Below are 20,795 nucleotides of genomic sequence, written 5' to 3' on the forward strand. Positions count from 1 at the left end.
GTCGATCGATTCGCATACTCCCACGCCGCACCAATGGGCGACAGGCGGGAATGCCGCCCCTGATCCCGAGGTTTCCGAGGTACGAGCAGTCCCGTGCCGTGTTGTTCCTGTTCCTGAGGAGAAGAAGAAGTGACCACAGCCGAGAAGACCCCCGTCGACTTCTGGTTCGACCCGCTGTGCCCCTGGGCGTGGATGACCTCGCGCTGGATGCTGGAGGTCGAGAAGGTCCGGCCGGTCGAGGTCCGCTGGCACGTCATGAGCCTGGCCGTCCTCAACGAGCCCAAGCTCGACGAGCTGCCCGAGCAGTACCGCGAGCTGCTCGGCCCGAAGGGCTGGCGGCCGGTGCGCGTGGTCGTCGCGGCCCAGCAGAAGTTCGGTGACGAGGTCGTCGGAAAGCTCTACACCGCGCTCGGCACCCGCTTCCACAATCGCGGCGAGGGCGCGACCCTGGAGGCGATCGTGGGGGCGCTGGAGGACGTCGGCCTCCCGGCGGACCTGATCGACTACGCCGACAAGGACACCTACGACGCCGAGGTGCGCGCCTCCCACCAGGAGGGCATCGACAAGGTCGGCCAGGACGTCGGCACCCCGGTCATCGCCGTTCCCGGCGCCGACGGCGAGCAGGTCGCCTTCTTCGGCCCGGTCGTCACCCCCGCCCCCAAGGGCGAGGCCGCGGCCCGGCTCTGGGACGGCACGCTGCTGGTGGCCTCCACCCCCGGCTTCTACGAGGTCAAGCGCACCCGGACCGCCGGGCCGATCTTCGACTGATGCCGCACCTCGGACTGGTGACCCTCGTCGTCCGCGACTACGACGAGGCCATCGCCTTCTACACCGGCGCTCTCGGTTTCGAGCTGCGCGAGGACACCGCGCGTGACGACGGCAGCCGCTGGGTGATCGTGGATCCTCGCGGGTCGCGGGGACAGGGGACGGGACTGCTCCTGGCGCGCGCCTCGACGCCCGAGCAGGAGGCGCGGATCGGCGGCCAGACCGGCGGCCGGGTCGGGCTGTTCCTGAACACCGACGACTTCGACCGCGACTACAAGCACATGGTCGCGGCCGGCGTCGTCTTCGAGGAGGAGCCCCGGCACGAGGCCTACGGTTCCGTCGTGGTCTTCCAGGACCTGTACGGCAACCGCTGGGACCTCATCGAACCCCGCTGACGCAGGTCTGCGGGAGAGGGTTCGGCAGCACAGGGTGAAGGCCCCCGCGCGACACCACCGCGCGGGGGCCTTCGGCCTTCGGGGCGCCCTACGGCGCCAGCAGCAGACCGCTCGTCCGCTCCTTGGCGGCGGCGAACCGCGCCTGGACGTCCTGCCAGTTCACGACGCGCCACATCGCCTCGACGAAGTCGACCTTCTGGTTGCGGTACTGAAGATAGAACGCGTGCTCCCAGGCGTCGAAGACGAGCAGCGGAACGCTGCCCTGGCCGACGTTCCCCTGGTGGTCGTAGATCTGCTCGACGATCAGCCGCTCGCTGAGCGGCTCGTACGCCAGCACGCCCCAGCCGGAGCCCTGCGTGGTGGCCGCGGCCTTGGAGAGCTGGGCCTTGAAGCGGTCGAACCCGCCGAAGTTCTCCGCGAGGGCGTCCGCGAGCTGCCCCGTGCCGTCCTTGTCCAGCGGCTCGCCGCCGCCGTCACCGGACATGTTCGACCAGTAGATGCTGTGCAGGATGTGGCCGGAGAGATGGAAGGCGAAGCTCTTCTCCAGCCCGTTGATGCCGCCCCACTGCTCCTTGTCACGGGCCTCGGCGAGCTGGTCGAGGGTGTCGTTCGCGCCCTTCACGTACGCCGCGTGGTGCTTGTCGTGGTGCAGCTCGATGATCTCGCCGCTGATCACGGGCTCCAGCGAGGCGTAGTCGTAGGGCAGTTCAGGAAGCGTGTACGTGGGCATGCGCGAGTTCCTCCGGCCGCTAGGTTATTGCAAGTCGTATGCAAGTGCACGCTAGCAGCAGAAGTGGGCCCGGCCCGGGTGCCCCTACCGGCCCTGTCGGCCCGGGTTCCGCAGGCGGTCCCGGCGGTCCCGCCACTCCCGTCCGAGCGCCACCGCGAGCACCACGCCCGTCGCCCCCGCCGACCACAGCACCTGCGGGCGCGCCGCGTCGTCGGTCAGCATCAGCACCAGGACCGCGGCCATCCCCGCCAGTGCCGCCCAGCTCAGCCAGGGGAAGCACCACATCCGCAGGGTGAGCGCCCCCGGCGCCGCGCGCTCCAGCCGCCGCCGCAACCGCAGCTGCGACGCGGCGATCAGGCTCCACACCACGAGCAGCACCGCGCCCACCGCGTTGAGCAGGTACTGGAAGACCGAGTCCGGCCACTTCAGATTGAGCAGCACCGACGCGAAGCCGAACGCGACGGACGCCAGCACCGCCAGGCGCGGCACCCCGCCGCGCGAGACCTTCGTCAGCGCGGCCGGCGCCTCGCCCCGTTCGGCGAGCGAGAAGATCATCCGTGACGAGCCGTACAGATTGGCGTTGAGCGCCGACAGCAGCGCGACGAACACCACGATGTTCATGATCTGCGCTGCCCCGGGAATGCCGATCCGGTCCAGCACCGCGACGTACGGGCTCTGCCCGGGCACGACGGATTTCCACGGCAGCAGGGTCACGATGACGAGCATCGAGCCCATGTAGAAGAGCAGGATCCGCCACACCGCACTGCGAACCGCGCGCCCCACCGCGCGCGCCGGATCGTCCGACTCGGCCGCCGCGATGGTCACGACCTCCAGGCCGCCGAACGCGAAGACGACCGCGAGCACCCCGGAGACCACCCCGTCCCAGCCGTTCGGCAGGAAGCCGCCGTGGCCGCTGAGGTTGGCCATGCCCACCGGGTCGGTGTCGGGCAGCAGCCCGAGGACCGCCAGCAGGCCGAGCACCAGGAAGAGCACGATCGCGCCGACCTTGAGGGCCGCGAACCAGAACTCGAACTCGCCGAAGTTGCCTACGGCGGCGAGGTTCGCGGCGGTGAACACCACCATGAACAGCAGCACCCACGCCCAGGTCGGCACCGACGGCAGCCAGCCGTTCGCGATCTTCGCCGCGCCGGTCGCCTCCACCGCCAGCACCACGACCAGCAGCAGCCAGTACAGCCAGCCCACCGTGAAACCGGCCCAGCGGCCGAAGGCCCGTTCCGCGTGCACCGAGAAGGACCCGGAGGCGGGCATCGCGGCCGACATCTCGCCGAGCATCCGCATCACCAGCATCGCGAGCAGACCCGCGATCAGATACGAGACGACGATCCCCGGCCCGGCGACCGCGATCCCGGCGCCCGAGCCGACGAACAGCCCCGCACCGATCACCCCGCCCAGGCCGAGCATGGTCAGATGGCGCTGCTTCAGCCCGGCCGACAACGGCTCGGCGGGGGGCGGTATCTCGTGCACGGTGCTCGAACTCTCACAGGATCGGGGGAGGGGGGACGGTGGAAGAATCGGTGGGCTTTGGTGGGACCCCACAGTGTCCCCGTGCCCGGGCACGCTCCGCAAAACCCGTCGGCGTCGGGCGGGGTCTCCCGCGCCGACCGTGACGAGCATCACGTGACCTGCTGAAACAAGCGAAACGCAAGCGCGGCGGCGAAAGCTGGCCGGTGCAGGGAACCTCCAAGACGCCGAGCGTGCCTTTGTCGTCTGCCGACGGTGATCTTGGGTTGTCCGCTGCGCTAGCGTCGCGGCGTCACCTGTACGAACCCGGCCCGGCCGACCTCTCACCCACGGAGTCCCGATGAGCACCGCTGTTGTCTCTGACACCCGGACCGGCACGGTCCTCGCCGATCTGCTCCCCGCGTCCTCCGCCGCCCGGGCCCGGGTGCGCGACGTGGCGCTGGTGCTCGGCGGCGCCGCGCTCACCGGTCTGGCCGCGCAGCTCTCGGTGCCGGTCCCCGGCTCCCCGGTCCCGGTCACCGGCCAGACCTTCGCCGCGCTGCTGGTCGGCACCGCGCTCGGCGCCCGCCGCGGATTCGCGGCCCTGGCGCTGTACGCCGTCGCGGGTGTCGCCGGCATGCCGTGGTTCGCGGAGGGTTCGTCGGGCTCCGCCATGCCGAGCTTCGGCTACATCCTCGGAATGCTGCTCGCCTCGGCCGCCGTCGGCGCGCTCGCCCGCCGCGGTGCGGACCGCACCGTGCTGCGGACGGCCGGTGCCATGGTGCTCGGCAGCGTGATCATCTACGCGGTCGGCGTGCCGTACCTGGCGCTGGCCGCCCATCTCTCCTTCGGCAAGGCCGTTTCGCTCGGCCTGACGCCGTACCTGCTCGGTGACGCCCTCAAGGCCGCGCTCGCGATGGGCGTGCTGCCCGCCGCCTGGCAGCTGGTGGGCCGCCGCGGCTGACCGCGGACAGCACGGCGGCCCGGCCCCTCAGGGACCGGGCCGCCGTCGTTCCACGGCTACGAGCCGACGACAGCGTCCTTGCGGTCGCGCTGCATCCGCTCACGGACCAGCGAGATCGCGATGACCACGGCCGCCACCAGCAGCGACAGCAGCACCTGCGGGCGGCCGTCCTTGTCGGTGAGCATGTAGACGAGCACGAACGAGATCATGCCGATCGTCGCCCACGTCAGGTACGGGAAGAGCCACATCCGCACAATGAGCTTCTCCGGTTCCTCCCGCTCGATGATGCGGCGCATCTTCAGCTGCGAGAAGCAGATGACCAGCCAGACGAACAGCGCGACCGCGCCGGACGAGTTGAGCAGGAACTTGAAGACGGTGTCCGGCCACTCGTAGTTGAAGAAGACCGCGACGAAGCCGAACAGCACCGACCCCAGGATCGCGTTCCGCGGCACCCCGCCCTTGCTGGTGCGCGCGAACTGCGCCGGCGCGTCGCCGCGCTGCCCGAGCGAGAAGGCCATCCGGGACGCGGTGTACAGGCCGGAGTTGAGGCAGGACAGCACGGCCGTCAGCACGATGACGTTCATGATCTCGCCGGCGTGCGCGATACCTATGGAGTCCAGGGCCGCGACGTACGAGCCCTTCTTGGTGATCGCCGGGTCGTCCCACTTCAGCAGGGAGACCACGATGAGGATCGAGCCCAGGTAGAAGACGCCGACGCGCCAGATGACGCTGTTGGTCGCCTTGGTGATCGCCTTGCGCGGGTTCTGGGACTCGCCCGCCGCGAGGGTGACGATCTCGCTGCCCATGAACGAGAACACCACCATCAGCACACCGGTGAGGATCGCGCCGGGCCCGTTCGGCAGGAAGCCGCCGTGCCCGGTGAGGTTCGCCATACCGACCGCTTCGTGGTCGGAGCCCGGCAGGATGCCGAAGGCGGCGAGCCCGCCGAGAACGATGAACGCGGCGATGGCGACGACCTTGATCCCGGCGAACCAGAACTCGAACTCGCCGTACGAGCCGACGGAGACCAGGTTGGTCGCGGTCAGCACCGCCATCACGATCAGCGCCCAGGCCCACTGCGGGACCGAGGACACCCAGCCGTGCAGGATCGTCGCGCCGGCCGTCGCCTCGACCGCCAGCACCACGACCCAGAAGAACCAGTAGAGCCAGCCGATGGAGAACCCGGCCCAGCGGCCGAGTGCCCGGTCCGCGTAGGCGGAGAACGAGCCGGACGTGGGGTTGGCCACCGCCATCTCGCCCAGCATCCGCATGACGAACACGACCATCGTGCCGACAAGGGCGTACGAGAGCAGGATGCCCGGGCCTGCCGCCGCGATACCGGAACCGGAGCCGACGAACAGGCCGGCGCCGATGACACCGCCGATCGCGATCATCGACAGATGACGGTTCTTGAGTCCGGCCTGGAGGCCGGACGACTGCTGTGGAGTCCTGTCTTCCTGTTGGGGGGCGTCGGTCACGACTGAGGGGGGAAGTGAGCTCATGGGGTCGCATCCAATACCCGGAACGACCACTTACGGAACAGCGGAGGACAGCTGAGGCCAATTCGTTGTTTTAACCTCAAATAACCCTCAAGCGCGCCCGACGCCCCCCTGACCTCTGCCCGCCTCCGGACATGCCACACTCGTCCGTATGCGCGTGTATCTCGGCTCCGACCATGCCGGCTTCGAACTCAAGAACCACCTCGTCGAGTGGCTCAAGGCCAACAACCACGAGGTGACGGACTGCGGTCCGCACATCTATGACGCCCAGGACGACTACCCGCCGTTCTGCCTGCGGGCCGCGGCGAGCACCGCCGCCGACCCCGGCAGCCTCGGCATCGTCATCGGTGGCTCCGGCAACGGCGAGCAGATCGCCGCGAACAAGGTCAAGGGCGTCCGCGCCGCACTCGCCTGGAGCGAGCAGACCGCCGCCCTCGGCCGTGAGCACAACGACGCCAACGTGATCAGCATCGGCGGCCGGATGCACACCGAGGACGAGGCGACCAAGTTCGTCGAGATCTTCCTCGCCACCCCGTACTCCGGCGAGGAGCGGCACACCCGCCGTATCGACATGCTCACCGCGTACGAGAACACCGGTGAGTTCCCCCCGATCCCGGCCCACCACCCGCAGGGCTGACCGCACCATGCCCGAAGGGCACACGATCCACCGGCTGGCCGCCGACCACTTCGAGAGGTTCGGCGGCCGTCCTGTGCGGGCGAGCAGCCCCCAGGGCAAGTTCTCCGACAGCGCCGCGCTGCTGGACGGCGCGGTCCTCGACCGCGTCGACGCGCACGGCAAGCACCTGTTCCTCGGCTTCGACGGGACGGGCTGGGTCCACATCCACCTGGGCCTGTTCGGCAAACTCGGCTTCGGCGACGGCAAGGCCCCACCGCCCACCGACACCGTCCGGCTGCGGCTCGCCAACCCGGACTCGTACGCCGACCTGCGCGGCCCCACCACCTGCGCGCTGATCACCGACGGCGAGAAGCACGCGATACACGCCCGCCTCGGCCCGGACCCGCTGCGCCCGGCGGACGACCCGGCCAAGGCATGGCACCGCATCACGCGCAGCCGCACCACTATCGCGGCACTCCTGATGGACCAGAAGATCATCGCCGGAGTGGGAAACGTCTACCGGGCCGAAGTCCTCTTCCGCCACGGCATCGACCCCTACCGCCCCGGCCGCGACATCACCCGCGCCCAATGGGACGCGATGTGGACCGACCTGGCAGCCCTCATGCGCGAAGGCGTCCGCAACAACCGCATCGACACCGTCCGCCCGGAACACGAGCCCGAAGCGATGGGCCGCCCGCCCCGCCAGGACGACCACGGCGGCGAGGTCTACGTCTACCGCCGCACCGGGCAGCCCTGTCTGATCTGCGGCGGAGAGATCCGCACGGCGGGCCTGGCAGCGAGAAACCTGTTCTGGTGCCCGCACTGCCAGGGGCCTTCGGCGGCAGGCTAGGGCGCGTGCCAGGCGTCGTGGGCCAGGCGGGACTTTCGCAACACGCCCTGGAACCGCCCGCCTCCGGCACTGCTCCTACGGCTCACGGTGGGCGATCGGGGAGTCCTGAGCCGGCGCGGAAGGGGCTCAGGTCCCGTCACGGGCGAGCCAGTCGGCGATCGCCGCGGTGATGGGCTGACCGGTCGCCAGCTCGACGAAGCCGAACTGGCCCGACTGGTTGCACTCCAGGAACCACCAGGTGCCGTCGCAGTCCTCCGCGAAGTCGAAGGCACCGTAGGCAAGTCCGGCCTCGTCCATGTAGTCCCGGACCGCCCGCGCGATCCGCGCGGGCGGTTCGACCGGGTACCACTGCGCGTCCTCGGGGCTGCCGAAGCGGCCGTCCACCTGGTCCGGGCCTGCCTTCTTGGCGGCGGCGAACTGCCGGACCCCCACGCAGGTCAGCCTGATGTCGGCGGTCTTGCGCACGTACTCCTGGAGCAGGGTGGGGCCCGCCGAGACCGATGAGAAGTCGGGGTCCGGCGGGACCACCGTGGTCGGCAGCACCATGGGCGGGTTCCCCGGATGGGTGCCGGAGACGGACTTGACCACCAGCTCCGGGTGCTGCTCGGCGAACTTCCGGGCGGCCTGCGGAAATGTCGTGATCAGGGTGGCGGGCACGGCGAAGCCCGCGCGGTGCGCGGCGAAGAGCTGCCAGGGCTTGTAGCGGGCCTGCTCGGCGGCGCCCGGATGGTTCATCCACGGTGCGGGCACACAGCGCAGTGCCCCGTACAGGGCCCGCTCCGCCTCGGTGGTCAGCCACTCCGGCTGCTCGGAGCGCCGGGTCGCATCCGCGCCCGGGGTGCCGGGGCGCCGGATCCACACCGAGCGCAGGCTGTTCATGCTCACCAGGCGCCCCTGTACGGACAGGAAGCCGTGCACGTCGCCGCTTATGTACTCGGCGGACATGGAGACCTCGCCGGGCAGTCCGGCCGGGTCCAGTCGCACCACCGGCACCGCGCGCTCGTGCAGGGCTGCCACCACCAGGTCCGCTGTCACGTCCTCCGGGACGGTCAGGATCAGGACGGTCATGGGCGTCTGGGGCTCAGTCGTCGAAGTGGGTCTTGGAGCCGGCGGTGGACGTGGTGGAGCCGGTGGCGAGCAGCATCACGGGGTCACTGATGACGGGTCGTCCGTCGGGCAGGACGTTGAGCTGCTGCGCGCAGTCGTAGGTGTACAGGGTGGTGAAGGTGTCCGGGGTGGTCGGCCGGGCATGAAACAGCGCGAATGCTCTCATGGCTTCTCCTCTGTCACTCCGGGCCGGGCGGTGTCCGGCACACGTGCCCAACTACGGCTCTACGTATGAGACTTGCTCAGCCGTCCCATGCGTTCCCGGCGCCGGTGTGACAAAGGTAACTATGCGTGTCCGAGTGCAGTGAGTTCGACACTCTCCGTCACTTTTTTGCCTGTGGTGAGTGTCCGGTGCCGCCAGGCCGCTCAGAACCCGTGCGGCAACCACGGCTTGACGTCGGAACCGAACGCCGCCGACGCCTCGGCCAGCGCGCCGGGCCGCAACTCCGTCACCCGCCCCGCCGCCGCCAGGGCGCCGAGCGAGAAGCCGCCCAGATACGCCGCCCCCAACTCCCGCGCCGAGAGCGCCAGATCCGCCGCGTCGCCGGTCCGCGCGCACGTCGCCCCCTTCGCGTCGCCCGCCAGCCGCCAGCGCCCGGCGTTCCACGGACAGAACGCGTCCTCGACATCGAGCACCACGTCGACCGGAGCCGCGTACGTCCGTGCCTCCAGGGCCGCCCCGACGTCCACCGTCCGGACGAACAGCCCGTCGCGGAGCCCGATGCCGCACCGGCGGACGTCGGAGACCAGGTGGAGCACCGGGTCGTCGGCCGGCCGGTTGCGGATCCGTACCGAGGACGTCAGGTCGAGCCCGAACAGGAAGTTCCACAGCGCCGCGTAGGCCACCGGGTCGAGCGCCTCGACGTCGCGCAGCAGCACCGCGCCGTCGGGCCCGGTCGCCGGGCTCCAGATGGGCCGCACCGCGTACCGCGCGTAGCCGCGCACCTCGCCGTCCACCTCGGCGAGCACACACAGCAGCTCGCCGGCGCCGTCCCGGTTCGACTTCGGGTCGAGCAACGGCAGCCGGTCCCAGCCCGGTTGCCGGGCGAGCATCCCCGGCCGGGCGGCGACCCGCTGCGCGTAGACCGTCTCGCACACCTCGCGTGCCGCGGCGGGGGCCACGATCCGCAGCCGGACCCGGTCGGTCCCGGCGGGCAGGTTCAGCCGGACGCGGTTGGTGTCGATCTCCAGCCGCATCTGGTCCGTGGCCTGCCCGTAGCCGAAGCGGCCGTAGATCGCCGGCTCCGAGGCGGTGAGCACCGCCAACGGCTCGCCCGCCGCGCGCACATCGTCCAGCTGTCTGCGCATCATCGACGTCAGCACCCCGCGCCGGCGGTGCGTCGGCTGCACGCTCACCATCGTCACGCCCGCCGCCGGCACGAGCGCGCCGCCCGGCACCGACAGCCGGAACGAGAACGCCCCCGCGGTGCCGGCGATCTCGTCCCCGTCCCATGCCGCGAGCGACCGTTCGCAATCGGTCAGCTCCCGCCACAGCGCCCGTTCGTCCCGGGACTCGGCAGGGCCTCCGAAGGCGCGCTCCAACATCCCGTACCAGTCGTCCCACTGCTCGGCGTCAAGCACCCGCAATTCGGTCGTCATGGACCCTGCCTACCAGCCCTCTTACCGTGATGCGAGCCCATTTACCGCAGACAGCGACCCACCGTCCAGGGAATCGACGTGCCGCCGAAAGGGTGGGTAGGGTCGCCGGAACATGGGTAAGGACGCGGCAAGAGACAGTCTTGGCACCCGGTGGCGCCGGTCGCTGCACAGGGTCCGCCTCGGCCTGCGCAAGTCCGCCGTCGACTACTTCCGCGGGGACGCCTCGGACTGGCTGGCGCTGACCGTGCTGATGCTCACGGTCCCGGCCCTCGCCTACACCACCGTCTGCATCCCCGTCTGGTGCCCGCCCAGCGCCCTCGTCCTGCCGATCCTCACCGGCGGCCTGCTGCTGCGCCCGGCGAGTCTCCTGGTGCTCTACACGAGCGCCGCGGTCGCGCTGGTCGTCGAGTCCGCGGTCCTCGGCCCGTACCAGGACGGCCCGTCCCGGGTGACCCCGGGCATCGTCCTGGTGGTCTCCGCCGTCGCCCTCTCCGGACTGCTCATCGCCCAGTTCCGCAGCCGGGTCGGCGTGCCCTGGCGGGGCGGCCACACGATGCTGTTCGACCTGCGGGAACGGATCCGGGTGCAGAGCCGGCTGCCCAGGCTCCCGGCGGGGTGGCACGCCGAGATGGCGCTGCGCCCGGCCGGCGGCCAGTCCTTCTCCGGCGACTTCGTGGTCGCCACCCGCACGCTCGGCGGCCGGGTGCTCGAAGCGGTGCTGACCGATGTGTCGGGAAAGGGCATGGACGCCGCGTCCCGTTCACTGCTGCTGTCTGGCGCCTTCGGCGGTCTGCTCGGCTCGCTGCCGCCGCACGCCTTCCTGACCGCCGCCAACGGCTATCTGCTGCGCCAGAACTGGGACGAGGGCTTCGCGACCTCCATCCATCTGGTGCTCGACCTCGAGAGCGGCGACTACGAGTTGCTGTCGGCCGGCCATCTGCCCGGCGTCCAGCTCAGCGCGGGAACCGGCCGCTGGGAGGAGATGGCGGCGGAGGGCCCGCTGCTGGGGGTCTACGACGGCGCCGAATTCCACGGCGTCAAGGGAACGTTGCGGTCGGGCGACGTTCTGCTGCTGTTCACCGACGGCCTGGTCGAGGCCGCGGACCGGGACATCACCGAGGGCATCGACCGGCTGATCGGCGAGGCCGACCGGTTCGTCGCCACGGGATTCCGCGGCGCCGCCTGGCGGTTGATCGAGGCGGTCGCCAACGACGTCAACGACGACCGTGCGCTGCTGGTCGTGTGCCGTGACTGACGGCGCGGCGCCCCCTCCGGCACCACCGTCACCACGCCCCCCAACACCGGTGGTCCGCACGCCAGTTCGCCACCCCTGTTCTTGAGGCCGCCTGTTTGTGGCCGTGTTGTCGTGGAACGATGTGGTTCCCGGGTCCATAGTGTCGGTGCTTGGTGGCACGATGGATGTGGCGCGGGGGCGCGGCGACTCCCCGGACCGTTGCGGCGTACCGAAGAGGAAGTGATCCGCTGTGGCCATCTCCCTGTCCGTAGTCCTGTTGTTGGGCGTCATTCTGGTGGTCATGATCAGGGGGAAGTCGATCAAGGTCGGCCCCGCGATAGTGGCCGCCCTGTTCGGCTTCTTCATCGCGTCGACCAATATGGCGCCCTCGGTGAACCGTTTCCTTACCTCACTTGCCGACACCATCAACCAGATAAAGCTCTGACGACGAGTCCACGATCCGGCGCAGCGCGGCGGGGCGGTCCGCGCGGTCGGGTGTGGACAGCAGCGCGGACAGCACCGCGATGCGGGCCTGTCCCGCGCGCAGCGTGCCGGCCAGCACGGCGCCCGCCTCGACCAGGTCCACGGCTCCGCCGCCGGTGTAGATCGGCGCCACCGCGCCGGCCGCCACCCGGGTGCTGACCGCGACGAGGACGCCGGCCGCCACCGCCCGGCCGACCGCGGCCGCGAAGTCCGGGGTCGCGTTGCCGGCTCCGGTCCCGACCAGCACGATGCCCTCGGCGCCGGCGGCCAGCGCGGCGTCGAACAGCACCGGATCGGCGTCGCTGTGGTGCATCACGATGTCCACCCGCGGCGGCCGTACGCCCGCGGCGGGCACCGGCAGCGCCTCGGGCCGGGGGCGGTGCCGCCCCCAGGTGACCCGGCCGAACTGCACCCGGCCCAGTGGCAGCCCCGTCGGGTCGGCGAACGCCTGGACGTCGACGGTGTGCTTCTTCACCGTGCCGCGGGCCGCGTGCACCAGCCCGCCGAAGGCGATGACCGCGCCGATGTCCCGGCCGGTGGAGGCGGTCAGCAGCGCGTCGTAGAGGTTGCCCGCCGCGTCGCCGTCGGCCGCGTCCAGCGGCTTCTGCGCCCCGGTGAGCACGACCGGCCTGCGGTCCGCGTGGTGCAGGTCCAGCAGGAAGGCGGACTCCTCCAGGGTGTCCGTGCCGTGCGTGACGACCACGCCGTCGACGGCCGGGTCGGCCAGCACCTCGTGCACCGTACGCAGCAGTTCCAGCTGGTGGGCGGTGGTCAGCCGGGAGCTGTTGACGGTGAACAGGTCCACGACCCGTACGTCGACGCCCTCGGGGATCGCCCCCGCGGCCAGCACTTCCAGGCCGGCGGCCTCCGCCGCGTAACCGGCTCCCTGCCACCTGCTGGCTATCGTGCCCCCGGTGCTGATGACGACGATGTGCGGCACTGTGACCCGCTTCCGCGTGTTGTCTGATAAGTCCACAGCAAGGATATGCGGATATTGACAACATTTGATTGCTGATTACGGCGCGAAATGCGCACGACAGTGCTAGAAAATGTCACCATGGACGCTATCGACAGACGAATCTTGCGCGAGCTGCAGGCCGACGGCCGGCTGACCAACCAGGAGCTGGCCCAGCGGGTCGGCCTCACCCCTTCCCCCTGCCTGCGCCGGGTGCGCCAACTGGAGGACGACGGGGTGATCCGGAGCTACCGCGCCGTCGTCGAGCCGGCCGCCGTCGGACGCGGCTTCGAGGTCTTCGCCTCGGTGGAGGTCCGCCGCGACCGCGACTCCGTCGCCGCCTTCGAGGCCCAGCTCCAGTCCACCCCGGACGTGGTCGAGGCCTACCGCCTCTACGGCGCCCCCGGCTGCCTGCTCCGCATCGCCGTCGCCGACAGCGAGGCCTACGAGCGCTTCTGGACCGAGAAGCTGATCTCCCTCCCGGGCGTCAGCGACGTCAACTCCCAGATGATCATGAAACGCATCAAGGCCCCCCAGGGCGTCCCGGTCGACTGACCGCCACTGATCGCCGCGGGCCTCAGCCCGCCCCGCCGCGCGACAGCGCGTCGCGTACCGCGTCCTCGGTACGGGCGACCTGGGCCGTGCCGTCGTCCGAGGTGATGATCGGGCGCTGGATGAGGGAGGGGTGGGCGGCGAGGGCGTCGATCCAGCGGTCGCGGTCCCCGGGCCCGCGGCCCCACTCCTTCAGGCCCAGCCCGGCGGCGGCCGGCTCCTGGGTCCGCGCGATGTCCCACGGCTCCAGCCCCAGCCGCCCCAGCACCGCCCGCAGCTCGTCCGCGTCCGGCGGGTCCTCCAGATAACGGCGGACGGTGTACTCCGCGCCCTCGGCGTCCAGGGTGCTCAGCGCGGAGCGGCATTTCGAACAGGCGGGATTGATCCAGATCTCCATGCCCGGCAGCCTAGGGCGTGTTGCGAAAGGAGCGCCGTTCGCCCGGAGGGTGTGGTCCACGGCGTCTGGTGCGTGCGCTCGCAAGGCGGAGGGTCGTCCTTGTATTGGACGTACGTGGACGAGCCCGACAACGCGGCGAGGGCGCGTGCCAGGCGTCGTGGGCCAGGCGGGACTTTCGCAACACGCCCTAGAACGCACTGGCAGGAACGCGTCCGGCCCGTGACCGGGACGGAAGTCCTCGGGCACGGGCCGGAGCCGTACAGAGCGGGCGACGGGAATCGAACCCGCGTAGCTAGTTTGGAAGACTAGGGCTCTACCATTGAGCTACGCCCGCAGCGCCACAGATTCTGGCACACCGCATCGTAGCGGCTCGCACACCCCCGCCGCACACCGGTAAATCCGGGTGTGCGACCCGGCCGGGATTCAGTTGAAGTCGCGACGGAATATTGGCCGCCCGCGTGTACCAGGGCATGTACTCTACGTCTCGCACCAGCGGGGTGTGGCGCAGCTTGGTAGCGCGTCCGCTTTGGGAGCGGAAGGCCGTCGGTTCGAATCCGGCCACCCCGACCAGATGACTTTGCCGAGCGGGACGGGCGTGCCCGTCGTACCGGTACTATGCAATGGCGCCTGTATACGGGGCGACGTAGGGGCGCAGTCCCCGAGTAGTACGTCTCGTCGGCCGCCGGTTCCGCTCACATGGTGGGAACCGGGTGTTGGCGCGATTCTCTAAAGCCCCTGATGTCAGCCCCAAGGAGACCCAACCGTGAAGAGCGCCGTCGAGACTCTGAACCCGACCCGGGTTCGACTCACTGTCGAGGTGCCCTTCGAGGAGCTCAAGCCCAGCCTCGACGCGGCCTACAAGAAGATCAACCAGCAGGTCACGGTGCCGGGCTTCCGTAAGGGCAAGATCCCCGCGCGCGTCATCGACCAGCGGTTCGGTCGCGGCTCGGTCCTCGAAGAGGCCATCAACGACGCACTCCCGAAGTTCTACACGGAGGCTGTCAGCGAGGGCGAGCTGAACGTTCTCGGCCAGCCCGACGTCGACATCACCGAGTTCAACGACGGCCAGGACCTCAAGTTCACCGCCGAGGTCGACATCCGTCCGGCGATCGAGATCCCGGACTACTCCGGCATCGAGGTCACCGTCGACGCCCTTGAGGTGTCGGACGAGGACATCGACAAGTCGCTGGAGCAGCTCCGCGAGCGCTTCGCCTCGACCTCCCCGGTCGAGCGCGCCGCCGCCGAGGGCGATGTCGTGGTCCTGGACCTCGAAGCGTCCGTGGACGGCGAGGTCCTCGAGGACGGCGTCGCCAAGGGCGTCAGCTACACCATCGGCTCCGGCCAGCTGCTCGAGGGCATCGACGAGGCCGTCATCGGTCTCGAGGCCGGCGGCACCGCCACCTTCGACTCCGAGCTCAAGGGCGGCTCCGCCGCCGGCAAGACCTCGTCGGTCAAGGTGGACGTGACGTCCGTCCAGGCCCGTGAGCTGCCCGAGCTGGACGACGACTTCGCCCAGCTGGCGAGCGAGTTCGACACCCTCGAGGAGCTGCGCGCGGACAGCGTCAAGCGCCTCGAGAACATGAAGCGTTACGACCAGGCCACCCAGGCCCAGGAGAAGGTGCTCGACGCCCTCCTGGAGCTGGTCGAGGTCCCGATGCCGGAGAAGCTGCTGGCGGACGAGATCCAGACCCGCAAGCACAACCTGGAGCACCACCAGTTCCCGGCCATGGGCCTGGACTGGGACAGCTACCTGGAGCGCGAGGGCAAGACCGCCGAGGAGCACGACGCGGAGCTCGGCGCGCAGGCCACCAAGGGCATCAAGACCCAGTTCATCCTGGATGAGCTGGTCTCCAAGGAGCAGCTGTCGGTCAACCAGGAGGAGCTCACCGAGCACCTCATGCGCCGCGCCGCCTCCTCGGGCATGAGCCCGGACCAGTTCGCCCAGGCCGTCGTCGAAGGCGGCCAGGTGCCGATGCTCGTCGGCGAGGTCGCCCGCGGCAAGGCGCTCGCTGTGGTCGTCGAGGCCGCCAAGGTCACCGACACCAACGGTGAGACGGTCGACCTGGACGACGAGGTCGAGGACGAGGGTGCTGTGACGGTGGAGGCCGGCTCCGACGAGGAGACCGCCACCGAGGTCGAGGACGCCGTCGAGGCGACCTCCGACAAGGCCTGACCTGTTCGCACGACGGGCCCCGACGCGAAGCCGCGTTCGGGCCCGTTTTGCTTACCCGGGCGCCGAGCCTGCGCTCACAGCGAACAGTTTCGCGTAGGGGATTGCTGGGCCCCACCTGCGCGTTAGGGTCCAAGTAGGGATGCTGGGGGACTGACCCCCGAGCCGCCCGAGAACACCCGAAGACGCGAAGACGCGAAGACGAAGACGCTGAGACGGCCCCGGGCCGTCCGACAACGAGCAGGTGGATACGTGACGACTCCGATGCCTTCCGCCGCCGGCGAGCCGACCATCGGTGGACTCGGCGACCAGGTCTACAACCGACTGCTCAACGAGCGGATCATCTTCCTCGGCCAGGCGGTCGACGACGATATCGCCAACAAGATCACCGCGCAGCTGCTCCTTCTCGCCGCTGACCCGGACAAGGACATTTACCTCTACATCAACTCGCCCGGCGGCTCCGTGACGGCCGGCATGGCGATCTACGACACGATGCAGTTCATCAAGAACGACGTCGTGACGATCGCCATGGGCCTCGCCGCCTCGATGGGCCAGTTCCTGCTCACCGCGGGCACGCCCGGCAAGCGCTTCGCGCTGCCGAACACCCGGATCCTGATGCACCAGCCCTCCGCGGGTCTGGGTGGCTCCGCCACCGACATCAAGATCCAGGCCGAGCAGCTGCTGCACACCAAGCGGCGGATGGCCGAGCTCATCGCGCAGCACAGCGGCCAGAGCGTCGAGCAGATCACCAAGGACTCCGACCGCGACCGCTGGTTCTCGGCCGAGGAGGCCACCGCCTACGGCCTGCTGGACGGGGTCATGCTCACCGCCTCCGGCGTTCCGGGCGGTGGCGGCACCGGGGCTGTCTGAGCACCTCAGGCCCCCTCCGCCGAACCCGCCCAGCCCACTGCTCATCACCAGGACGGTGAAAGTGAACTCCCTGAATTTCCCCGGTAGCGGCCTCTACGAGCGCACGATGGCCGAGGCGCCTGGTGTGCTCGGCGCCGAGGCCCGCTACATCATTCCGCGCTTCGTCGAGCGCACCTCGCAGGGCGTGCGCGAGTACGACCCGTACGCGAAGCTCTTCGAGGAGCGCGTGATCTTCCTCGGTGTGCAGATCGACGACGCCTCGGCCAACGACGTCATGGCGCAGCTGCTGTGCCTGGAGTCGATGGACCCGGACCGCGACATCTCCGTCTACATCAACTCGCCCGGTGGCTCGTTCACGGCCCTCACGGCCATCTACGACACCATGCAGTTCGTGAAGCCGGACATCCAGACGGTCTGCATGGGCCAGGCGGCCTCCGCCGCGGCCGTGCTGCTCGCGGCCGGCAGCCCCGGCAAGCGGATGGCGCTGCCGAACGCGCGGATCCTGATCCACCAGCCGTACAGCGAGACCGGCCGGGGTCAGGTCTCCGACCTGGAGATCGCGGCCAACGAGATCATCCGGATGCGCGCGCAGCTGGAGGAGATGCTCTCCAAGCACTCCACCACGCCGATCGAGCAGATCCGCGAGGACATCGAGCGCGACAAGATCCTGACCGCCGAGGAAGCCCTCGCGTACGGTCTGGTCGACCAGATCGTCTCCACCCGTAAGACCTCCGCGTCGGTCTGACGGAGGGATCGCGGTACCCCCATGGGGGTACCGCAGTGCGGAAGCGTTACCGCCCTCCTTGGACTGAGTAGGTCCAAGGGGGGCCCGCACGGGGGGCGCGGCAAGGTACCGTCGATGAGAGAAGCACCAGGTTCCGTTGGACTAGGCGGATCCCAGGCGAAGGGGAAACACCTCGTGGCACGCATCGGTGACGGCGGCGACCTGCTCAAGTGCTCGTTCTGCGGCAAGAGCCAGAAGCAGGTGAAGAAGCTCATCGCAGGGCCTGGTGTGTACATCTGCGATGAGTGCATCGATCTCTGCAACGAGATCATCGAGGAGGAGCTGGCCGAGTCCTCCGAAGTGCGGTGGGAGGATCTGCCCAAGCCTCGGGAGATCTACGAGTTCCTGGAGAGCTACGTCGTCGGCCAGGAGCCGGCGAAGAAGGCTCTCTCGGTCGCGGTCTACAACCATTACAAGCGGGTGCAGGCCGGTGAGAACAACGGCCGGGGCCACGACGACGCGATCGAGCTCGCCAAGTCCAACATCCTGCTCCTCGGCCCCACCGGCTCCGGCAAGACGCTGCTCGCGCAGACCCTCGCCCGGATGCTGAACGTGCCGTTCGCCATCGCCGACGCCACCGCGCTCACCGAGGCGGGCTATGTCGGCGAGGACGTCGAGAACATCCTGCTCAAGCTGATCCAGGCGGCCGACTACGACGTCAAGAAGGCCGAGACCGGGATCATCTACATCGACGAGATCGACAAGGTCGCTCGCAAGAGTGAAAATCCTTCGATCACGCGGGATGTGTCCGGTGAGGGCGTTCAGCAGGCGCTGCTGAAGATCCTGGAAGGCACGACGGCCTCGGTGCCGCCGCAGGGCGGGCGCAAGCACCCGCACCAGGAGTTCATCCAGATCGACACCACGAATGTGCTGTTCATCGTGGGTGGTGCCTTCGCGGGCCTGGAGAAGATCATCGAATCGCGGGCCGGCGCCAAGGGCATCGGCTTCGGCGCGACGATCCGCTCCAAGCGCGAGATCCAGGCCGCGAACCAGTTCCAGGAGATCATGCCGGAGGACCTGGTGAAGTTCGGGATGATTCCCGAGTTCATCGGCCGGCTGCCGGTCATCACCTCCGTCCACAACCTGGACCGTGAGGCGCTGCTGCAGATCCTCGTGGAGCCGAAGAACGCCCTGGTGAAGCAGTACCAGAAGCTCTTCGAACTCGACGGTGTGGAGCTGGAGTTCGAGCACAGCGCGCTGGAAGCCATCGCCGACCAGGCGATCCTCCGCCAGACCGGCGCGCGCGGGTTGCGCGCCATCATGGAGGAGGTGCTGATGTCCGTGATGTACGAGGTGCCGTCCCGCAAGGACGTCGCCCGCGTCGTCATCACCGACGAGGTCGTGCACTCCAACGTCAACCCGACCCTGGTGCCGCGCGAGCCGCGCATCATCGGCAAGGGCGAGCAGAAGAGCGCATAGCGCTCACCGGCTGACATCGAAGGGGGCGCCCGGCAACTGCGGGGCGCCCCCTTCGCTTTGTACGGCTACCGCACGGGTGCGGCTACTTCTTGACGCGGATCTCGCTGCGGATCTTGGCCGTGGTGTTCGCCCACTCGGAGGCGGAGGGCGGCGTGGACGTACCGCTGAGGTCGATGTTGATGTACATCGAGATCATCACGGTGCTGTCGTCGCCCCAGACGCAGTAGGGCATGGACGAGCCGCCGCCGGCGCACTTCATCACGGCGCCGTCGAATCCGGCGGGGTGCTGCTCGGTGGCCTCGGCGCCGCTCTTGCTGAGACCGCTCGAAAGGATCTTGTCGACCGCGGCCTTGGGGTCCGTGACATTGCCCTCGCCGCCGGAGAGGGAGACCGTCTCCTTGTCCGACTTGTACGTGCCCCGCACGCTGGTCGGGTCGGTGATGCCGGCGTCCGACTTGCCCGTCTCGGGGGTGCCGATGTTCTCCGACGACTTGGTGTACTTGCCGTCGGCGATCTTCTCCGGGAAGGCGATCTTGTAGCCGCCGCCACTGCCGCTGGAACCGCCGCTGGTGGCGAAGTAGATGCCCCCGCCGATGGCGGCGAGCACCACGACACCGATGACCACGCCGACGGTCTTGCTCCTGCCCTGGGGCGGCTGCGGCGGGTAACCCGGCTGCTGGCCGGGCTGCTGGCCGTTCCAGCCCTGCTGCGGCTGCTGGGGCTGCTGCGGGTAACCCTGCTGCTGCGGCCAGCCCTGCTGGGGCTGCTGCGGCTGCTGGGGGTAGCCGCCGTATCCGGGCTGGGGCTGCGGCTGGCCGTAGGGCTGCTGAGGCGGCTGCTGCGGCTGGCCGTAACCCGGCGGCGGCTGGTTGTAGCTCATGTGTGGGTGATTCCCCTCGTGGAACGTACGTCTTGCTTCGTGTGACCGTGACCGCGTACCGCTAGGTGGTCACGGCCTGCTGCGTCGGTCTACTTGATCTCGACGCGGGCGTCCTTGCGCACCTTCGCTGTGGTGGCCGCGGTGTCGCTGATGCTGGGGCCGCTGCCGGTGAGGGCGGCGATCGGGTCGACGACCATGACCATGGCCACGGTGCTGCGGTCGGACCAGATGCACAGCGGCACATCCGCGCTCTTCACCGGTGAGGTGCTGGTGGTGGGCGCCTTGAACCTGACGATCTGGCACTTCATGACGGCGCCGCCGTCGAGCCCGTCCGGCGTGACCTTCTCCGGGGTCCCGACGAGCTCGGCGTCACCCTCCTTGGTGATGTCCTTCGTGCCGCTGACGAAGAGCGCGTCTACCTCCCGCCCGGGATCGGCGACCGTGCCCCACACGCCCCTGAACAGCATCTTCTTCTTGGTGCTGTTCTCGTAACTGCCGCCCGCCGGCTCCGGGTTGACGACTCCGGGCACGTCCTTCATCTCGGTCTTGCTGTCGTCGTCCAGCGGGTCCTTGAGCTGGAAGTCACCGGCGACGGTCTGCGGAGCGGTCAGCTTGTACTTCTTGCCGTCGTCGCTTCCGCTGCCCTTGTTGCCGCCGGTGGTGCCGCTGCTGCTGCTGACCGTGCCCTTGTCCGCGTCCCCGCCATGGAAGAGCGCGAAGGCGCCCCCACCGATCGCGGCGACGACGACCACGGCGGCGATGACGATCCACACCGTGTTCTTCTTGCCGGGCGGCGGCTGCGGCGGATAGCCGCCGAAGCCCTGCTGCGGCTGCTGTCCGTACGGGCCGGTCTGCGGGGGGACCTGCGCCGGGTAGCCGTACCCGGGCTGCTGAGGCTGCTGTCCGTAGCCGCCCTGCTGGGGCTGGCCGTATCCGCCGGGCTGCTGCGGCTGCTGCCCGTAGGGGTTCGGCTGCCCGCCGTAGCCGGGATCGGGCGGCGGTTGGTTGTAGCTCATGTGACTCGTCCCCTCCGTAAACGACCGTGCACCCATCCTTCCGGATGTC

22 protein-coding genes and 2 tRNA genes are annotated in these 20,795 nt (G+C 69.5%); 13 read left to right on the plus strand and 11 right to left on the minus strand.

The genetic code is table 11. The features are described from left to right. Positions 1-129: 129 nt before the first annotated feature. Together O3W51_RS29150 and O3W51_RS29155 are read left to right on the plus strand one after the other, a co-directional pair. Entirely contained in the window at positions 130-768 is a 639-nt protein-coding gene (locus tag O3W51_RS29150) for a mycothiol-dependent nitroreductase Rv2466c family protein (protein WP_269287724.1), read from the plus strand. Next, positions 768-1,160, plus strand: coding sequence for a VOC family protein (locus O3W51_RS29155; RefSeq protein WP_138357652.1), 393 nt, complete (start codon positions 768-770; stop codon positions 1,158-1,160). The genes O3W51_RS29150 and O3W51_RS29155 overlap by 1 nt, the downstream gene beginning before the upstream one ends. An 88-nt stretch (positions 1,161-1,248) precedes the next feature. On the opposite strand, the gene O3W51_RS29160 is transcribed toward O3W51_RS29155, so the two are convergent. Continuing rightward, positions 1,249-1,890 carry a superoxide dismutase gene (locus O3W51_RS29160; RefSeq protein WP_138357651.1) on the minus strand — a complete coding sequence of 214 codons (642 nt, stop codon included), beginning with the start codon at positions 1,888-1,890 and terminating at the stop codon, positions 1,249-1,251. 84 nt (positions 1,891-1,974) lie between these two features. After that, the gene (locus tag O3W51_RS29165; RefSeq protein WP_269287725.1) at positions 1,975-3,375 is read right to left on the minus strand and encodes an amino acid permease; all 1,401 of its coding nucleotides are present in this window, start codon (positions 3,373-3,375) and stop codon (positions 1,975-1,977) included. Between the two features lie 337 nt (positions 3,376-3,712). Here O3W51_RS29165 and O3W51_RS29170 point away from each other — a divergent pair, with 337 nt between their 5' ends. Beyond that, complete coding sequence (locus O3W51_RS29170) at positions 3,713-4,315, plus strand: biotin transporter BioY (RefSeq protein ID WP_138357649.1); 603 nt, start codon at positions 3,713-3,715, stop codon at positions 4,313-4,315. Between the two features lie 56 nt (positions 4,316-4,371). On the opposite strand, the gene O3W51_RS29175 is transcribed toward O3W51_RS29170, so the two are convergent. Further along, positions 4,372-5,817 carry an amino acid permease gene (locus O3W51_RS29175; protein WP_138357648.1) on the minus strand — a complete coding sequence of 482 codons (1,446 nt, stop codon included), beginning with the start codon at positions 5,815-5,817 and terminating at the stop codon, positions 4,372-4,374. 148 nt (positions 5,818-5,965) lie between these two features. Here O3W51_RS29175 and O3W51_RS29180 point away from each other — a divergent pair, with 148 nt between their 5' ends. Continuing rightward, positions 5,966-6,451: a ribose-5-phosphate isomerase gene (locus tag O3W51_RS29180; RefSeq protein ID WP_269287728.1), complete on the plus strand. Its 486-nt coding sequence runs from the start codon at positions 5,966-5,968 to the stop codon at positions 6,449-6,451. 7 nt (positions 6,452-6,458) lie between these two features. Next, entirely contained in the window at positions 6,459-7,280 is an 822-nt protein-coding gene (locus O3W51_RS29185) for an Fpg/Nei family DNA glycosylase (RefSeq protein WP_138357646.1), read from the plus strand. A 126-nt stretch (positions 7,281-7,406) separates the two neighbouring features. Here O3W51_RS29185 and tgmB read toward each other — a convergent pair whose 3' ends face one another. The 3 genes from tgmB to O3W51_RS29200 form a co-directional block, all read right to left on the minus strand. Further along, entirely contained in the window at positions 7,407-8,348 is a 942-nt protein-coding gene (gene tgmB / locus O3W51_RS29190; RefSeq protein ID WP_138357645.1) for an ATP-grasp ribosomal peptide maturase, read from the minus strand. 13 nt (positions 8,349-8,361) lie between these two features. Beyond that, positions 8,362-8,553, minus strand: a complete 192-nt coding sequence (gene tgmA / locus O3W51_RS29195; protein ID WP_138357644.1) for a putative ATP-grasp-modified RiPP — start codon at positions 8,551-8,553, stop codon at positions 8,362-8,364. A 200-nt stretch (positions 8,554-8,753) separates the two neighbouring features. Next, entirely contained in the window at positions 8,754-9,986 is a 1,233-nt protein-coding gene (locus O3W51_RS29200; RefSeq protein ID WP_138357643.1) for a GNAT family N-acetyltransferase, read from the minus strand. Positions 9,987-10,098: 112 nt separating this feature from the next. Between O3W51_RS29200 and O3W51_RS29205 the strand changes: the two genes are divergently transcribed. Together O3W51_RS29205 and O3W51_RS29210 are read left to right on the plus strand one after the other, a co-directional pair. Further along, positions 10,099-11,241 carry a PP2C family protein-serine/threonine phosphatase gene (locus tag O3W51_RS29205; RefSeq protein WP_269287729.1) on the plus strand — a complete coding sequence of 381 codons (1,143 nt, stop codon included), beginning with the start codon at positions 10,099-10,101 and terminating at the stop codon, positions 11,239-11,241. 229 nt (positions 11,242-11,470) lie between these two features. After that, on the plus strand, positions 11,471-11,665 hold the full coding sequence (locus tag O3W51_RS29210) for a hypothetical protein (protein WP_138357641.1): 195 nt from the start codon (positions 11,471-11,473) through the stop codon (positions 11,663-11,665). On the opposite strand, the gene O3W51_RS29215 is transcribed toward O3W51_RS29210, so the two are convergent. Continuing rightward, positions 11,630-12,643 carry an asparaginase gene (locus O3W51_RS29215; RefSeq protein ID WP_138357669.1) on the minus strand — a complete coding sequence of 338 codons (1,014 nt, stop codon included), beginning with the start codon at positions 12,641-12,643 and terminating at the stop codon, positions 11,630-11,632. The two genes, O3W51_RS29210 and O3W51_RS29215, sit on opposite strands and share 36 nt — an antisense overlap. Before the next feature lie 117 nt (positions 12,644-12,760). On the opposite strand from O3W51_RS29215, the gene O3W51_RS29220 reads away from it, so the two are divergent. After that, complete coding sequence (locus O3W51_RS29220) at positions 12,761-13,213, plus strand: Lrp/AsnC family transcriptional regulator (RefSeq protein ID WP_138357640.1); 453 nt, start codon at positions 12,761-12,763, stop codon at positions 13,211-13,213. 22 nt (positions 13,214-13,235) lie between these two features. Here O3W51_RS29220 and O3W51_RS29225 read toward each other — a convergent pair whose 3' ends face one another. Beyond that, positions 13,236-13,607 (minus strand): arsenate reductase family protein, encoded by a 372-nt coding sequence (locus O3W51_RS29225; RefSeq protein ID WP_138357639.1) that lies wholly within the window; start codon positions 13,605-13,607, stop codon positions 13,236-13,238. A gap of 263 nt (positions 13,608-13,870) precedes the next feature. Continuing rightward, positions 13,871-13,941, minus strand: a tRNA-Gly gene (locus O3W51_RS29230). Between the two features lie 159 nt (positions 13,942-14,100). Here O3W51_RS29230 and O3W51_RS29235 point away from each other — a divergent pair. The 5 genes from O3W51_RS29235 (at position 14,101) to clpX (ending at position 18,850) form a co-directional block, all read left to right on the plus strand. Next, positions 14,101-14,177: transfer RNA gene (locus tag O3W51_RS29235), tRNA-Pro, on the plus strand. A 193-nt stretch (positions 14,178-14,370) separates the two neighbouring features. Beyond that, complete coding sequence (gene tig / locus O3W51_RS29240) at positions 14,371-15,780, plus strand: trigger factor (protein WP_138357762.1); 1,410 nt, start codon at positions 14,371-14,373, stop codon at positions 15,778-15,780. Positions 15,781-16,041: 261 nt separating this feature from the next. Next, positions 16,042-16,647: an ATP-dependent Clp protease proteolytic subunit gene (locus tag O3W51_RS29245; protein WP_164295743.1), complete on the plus strand. Its 606-nt coding sequence runs from the start codon at positions 16,042-16,044 to the stop codon at positions 16,645-16,647. Between the two features lie 106 nt (positions 16,648-16,753). Next, entirely contained in the window at positions 16,754-17,392 is a 639-nt protein-coding gene (locus tag O3W51_RS29250) for an ATP-dependent Clp protease proteolytic subunit (RefSeq protein ID WP_138357777.1), read from the plus strand. A 174-nt stretch (positions 17,393-17,566) separates the two neighbouring features. Continuing rightward, entirely contained in the window at positions 17,567-18,850 is a 1,284-nt protein-coding gene (clpX, locus tag O3W51_RS29255) for an ATP-dependent Clp protease ATP-binding subunit ClpX (protein ID WP_138357760.1), read from the plus strand. A gap of 82 nt (positions 18,851-18,932) precedes the next feature. On the opposite strand, the gene O3W51_RS29260 is transcribed toward clpX, so the two are convergent. Both O3W51_RS29260 and O3W51_RS29265 read right to left on the minus strand, forming a co-directional pair. Beyond that, entirely contained in the window at positions 18,933-19,730 is a 798-nt protein-coding gene (locus tag O3W51_RS29260; RefSeq protein ID WP_138357759.1) for a hypothetical protein, read from the minus strand. An 89-nt stretch (positions 19,731-19,819) separates the two neighbouring features. Further along, entirely contained in the window at positions 19,820-20,746 is a 927-nt protein-coding gene (locus O3W51_RS29265; RefSeq protein ID WP_138357758.1) for a hypothetical protein, read from the minus strand. Positions 20,747-20,795: the final 49 nt, after the last annotated feature.

Source organism: Streptomyces sp. H39-C1, assembly GCF_027158125.1.
In the GTDB taxonomy this organism is placed as follows: domain Bacteria; phylum Actinomycetota; class Actinomycetes; order Streptomycetales; family Streptomycetaceae; genus Actinacidiphila; species Actinacidiphila fildesensis.

Excerpts from the sequence above, each read along its gene's own strand:
- O3W51_RS29160 (WP_138357651.1), bottom strand. The coding sequence starts at position 1,890 with ATGCCCACGTACACGCTTCCTGAACTGCCCTACGACTACGCCTCGCTG.
- O3W51_RS29155 (WP_138357652.1), top strand. The coding sequence starts at position 768 with ATGCCGCACCTCGGACTGGTGACCCTCGTCGTCCGCGACTACGACGAG.
- tgmA (WP_138357644.1), bottom strand. The coding sequence starts at position 8,553 with ATGAGAGCATTCGCGCTGTTTCATGCCCGGCCGACCACCCCGGACACC.
- O3W51_RS29245 (WP_164295743.1), top strand. The coding sequence starts at position 16,042 with ATGCCTTCCGCCGCCGGCGAGCCGACCATCGGTGGACTCGGCGACCAG.
- O3W51_RS29185 (WP_138357646.1), top strand. The coding sequence starts at position 6,459 with ATGCCCGAAGGGCACACGATCCACCGGCTGGCCGCCGACCACTTCGAG.
- O3W51_RS29225 (WP_138357639.1), bottom strand. The coding sequence starts at position 13,607 with ATGGAGATCTGGATCAATCCCGCCTGTTCGAAATGCCGCTCCGCGCTG.
- O3W51_RS29170 (WP_138357649.1), top strand. The coding sequence starts at position 3,713 with ATGAGCACCGCTGTTGTCTCTGACACCCGGACCGGCACGGTCCTCGCC.
- O3W51_RS29205 (WP_269287729.1), top strand. The coding sequence starts at position 10,099 with ATGGGTAAGGACGCGGCAAGAGACAGTCTTGGCACCCGGTGGCGCCGG.
- O3W51_RS29220 (WP_138357640.1), top strand. The coding sequence starts at position 12,761 with ATGGACGCTATCGACAGACGAATCTTGCGCGAGCTGCAGGCCGACGGC.
- tgmB (WP_138357645.1), bottom strand. The coding sequence starts at position 8,348 with ATGACCGTCCTGATCCTGACCGTCCCGGAGGACGTGACAGCGGACCTG.
- O3W51_RS29250 (WP_138357777.1), top strand. The coding sequence starts at position 16,754 with ATGGCCGAGGCGCCTGGTGTGCTCGGCGCCGAGGCCCGCTACATCATT.
- O3W51_RS29200 (WP_138357643.1), bottom strand. The coding sequence starts at position 9,986 with ATGACGACCGAATTGCGGGTGCTTGACGCCGAGCAGTGGGACGACTGG.
- O3W51_RS29265 (WP_138357758.1), bottom strand. The coding sequence starts at position 20,746 with ATGAGCTACAACCAACCGCCGCCCGATCCCGGCTACGGCGGGCAGCCG.
- O3W51_RS29180 (WP_269287728.1), top strand. The coding sequence starts at position 5,966 with ATGCGCGTGTATCTCGGCTCCGACCATGCCGGCTTCGAACTCAAGAAC.
- O3W51_RS29175 (WP_138357648.1), bottom strand. The coding sequence starts at position 5,817 with ATGAGCTCACTTCCCCCCTCAGTCGTGACCGACGCCCCCCAACAGGAA.
- O3W51_RS29260 (WP_138357759.1), bottom strand. The coding sequence starts at position 19,730 with ATGAGCTACAACCAGCCGCCGCCGGGTTACGGCCAGCCGCAGCAGCCG.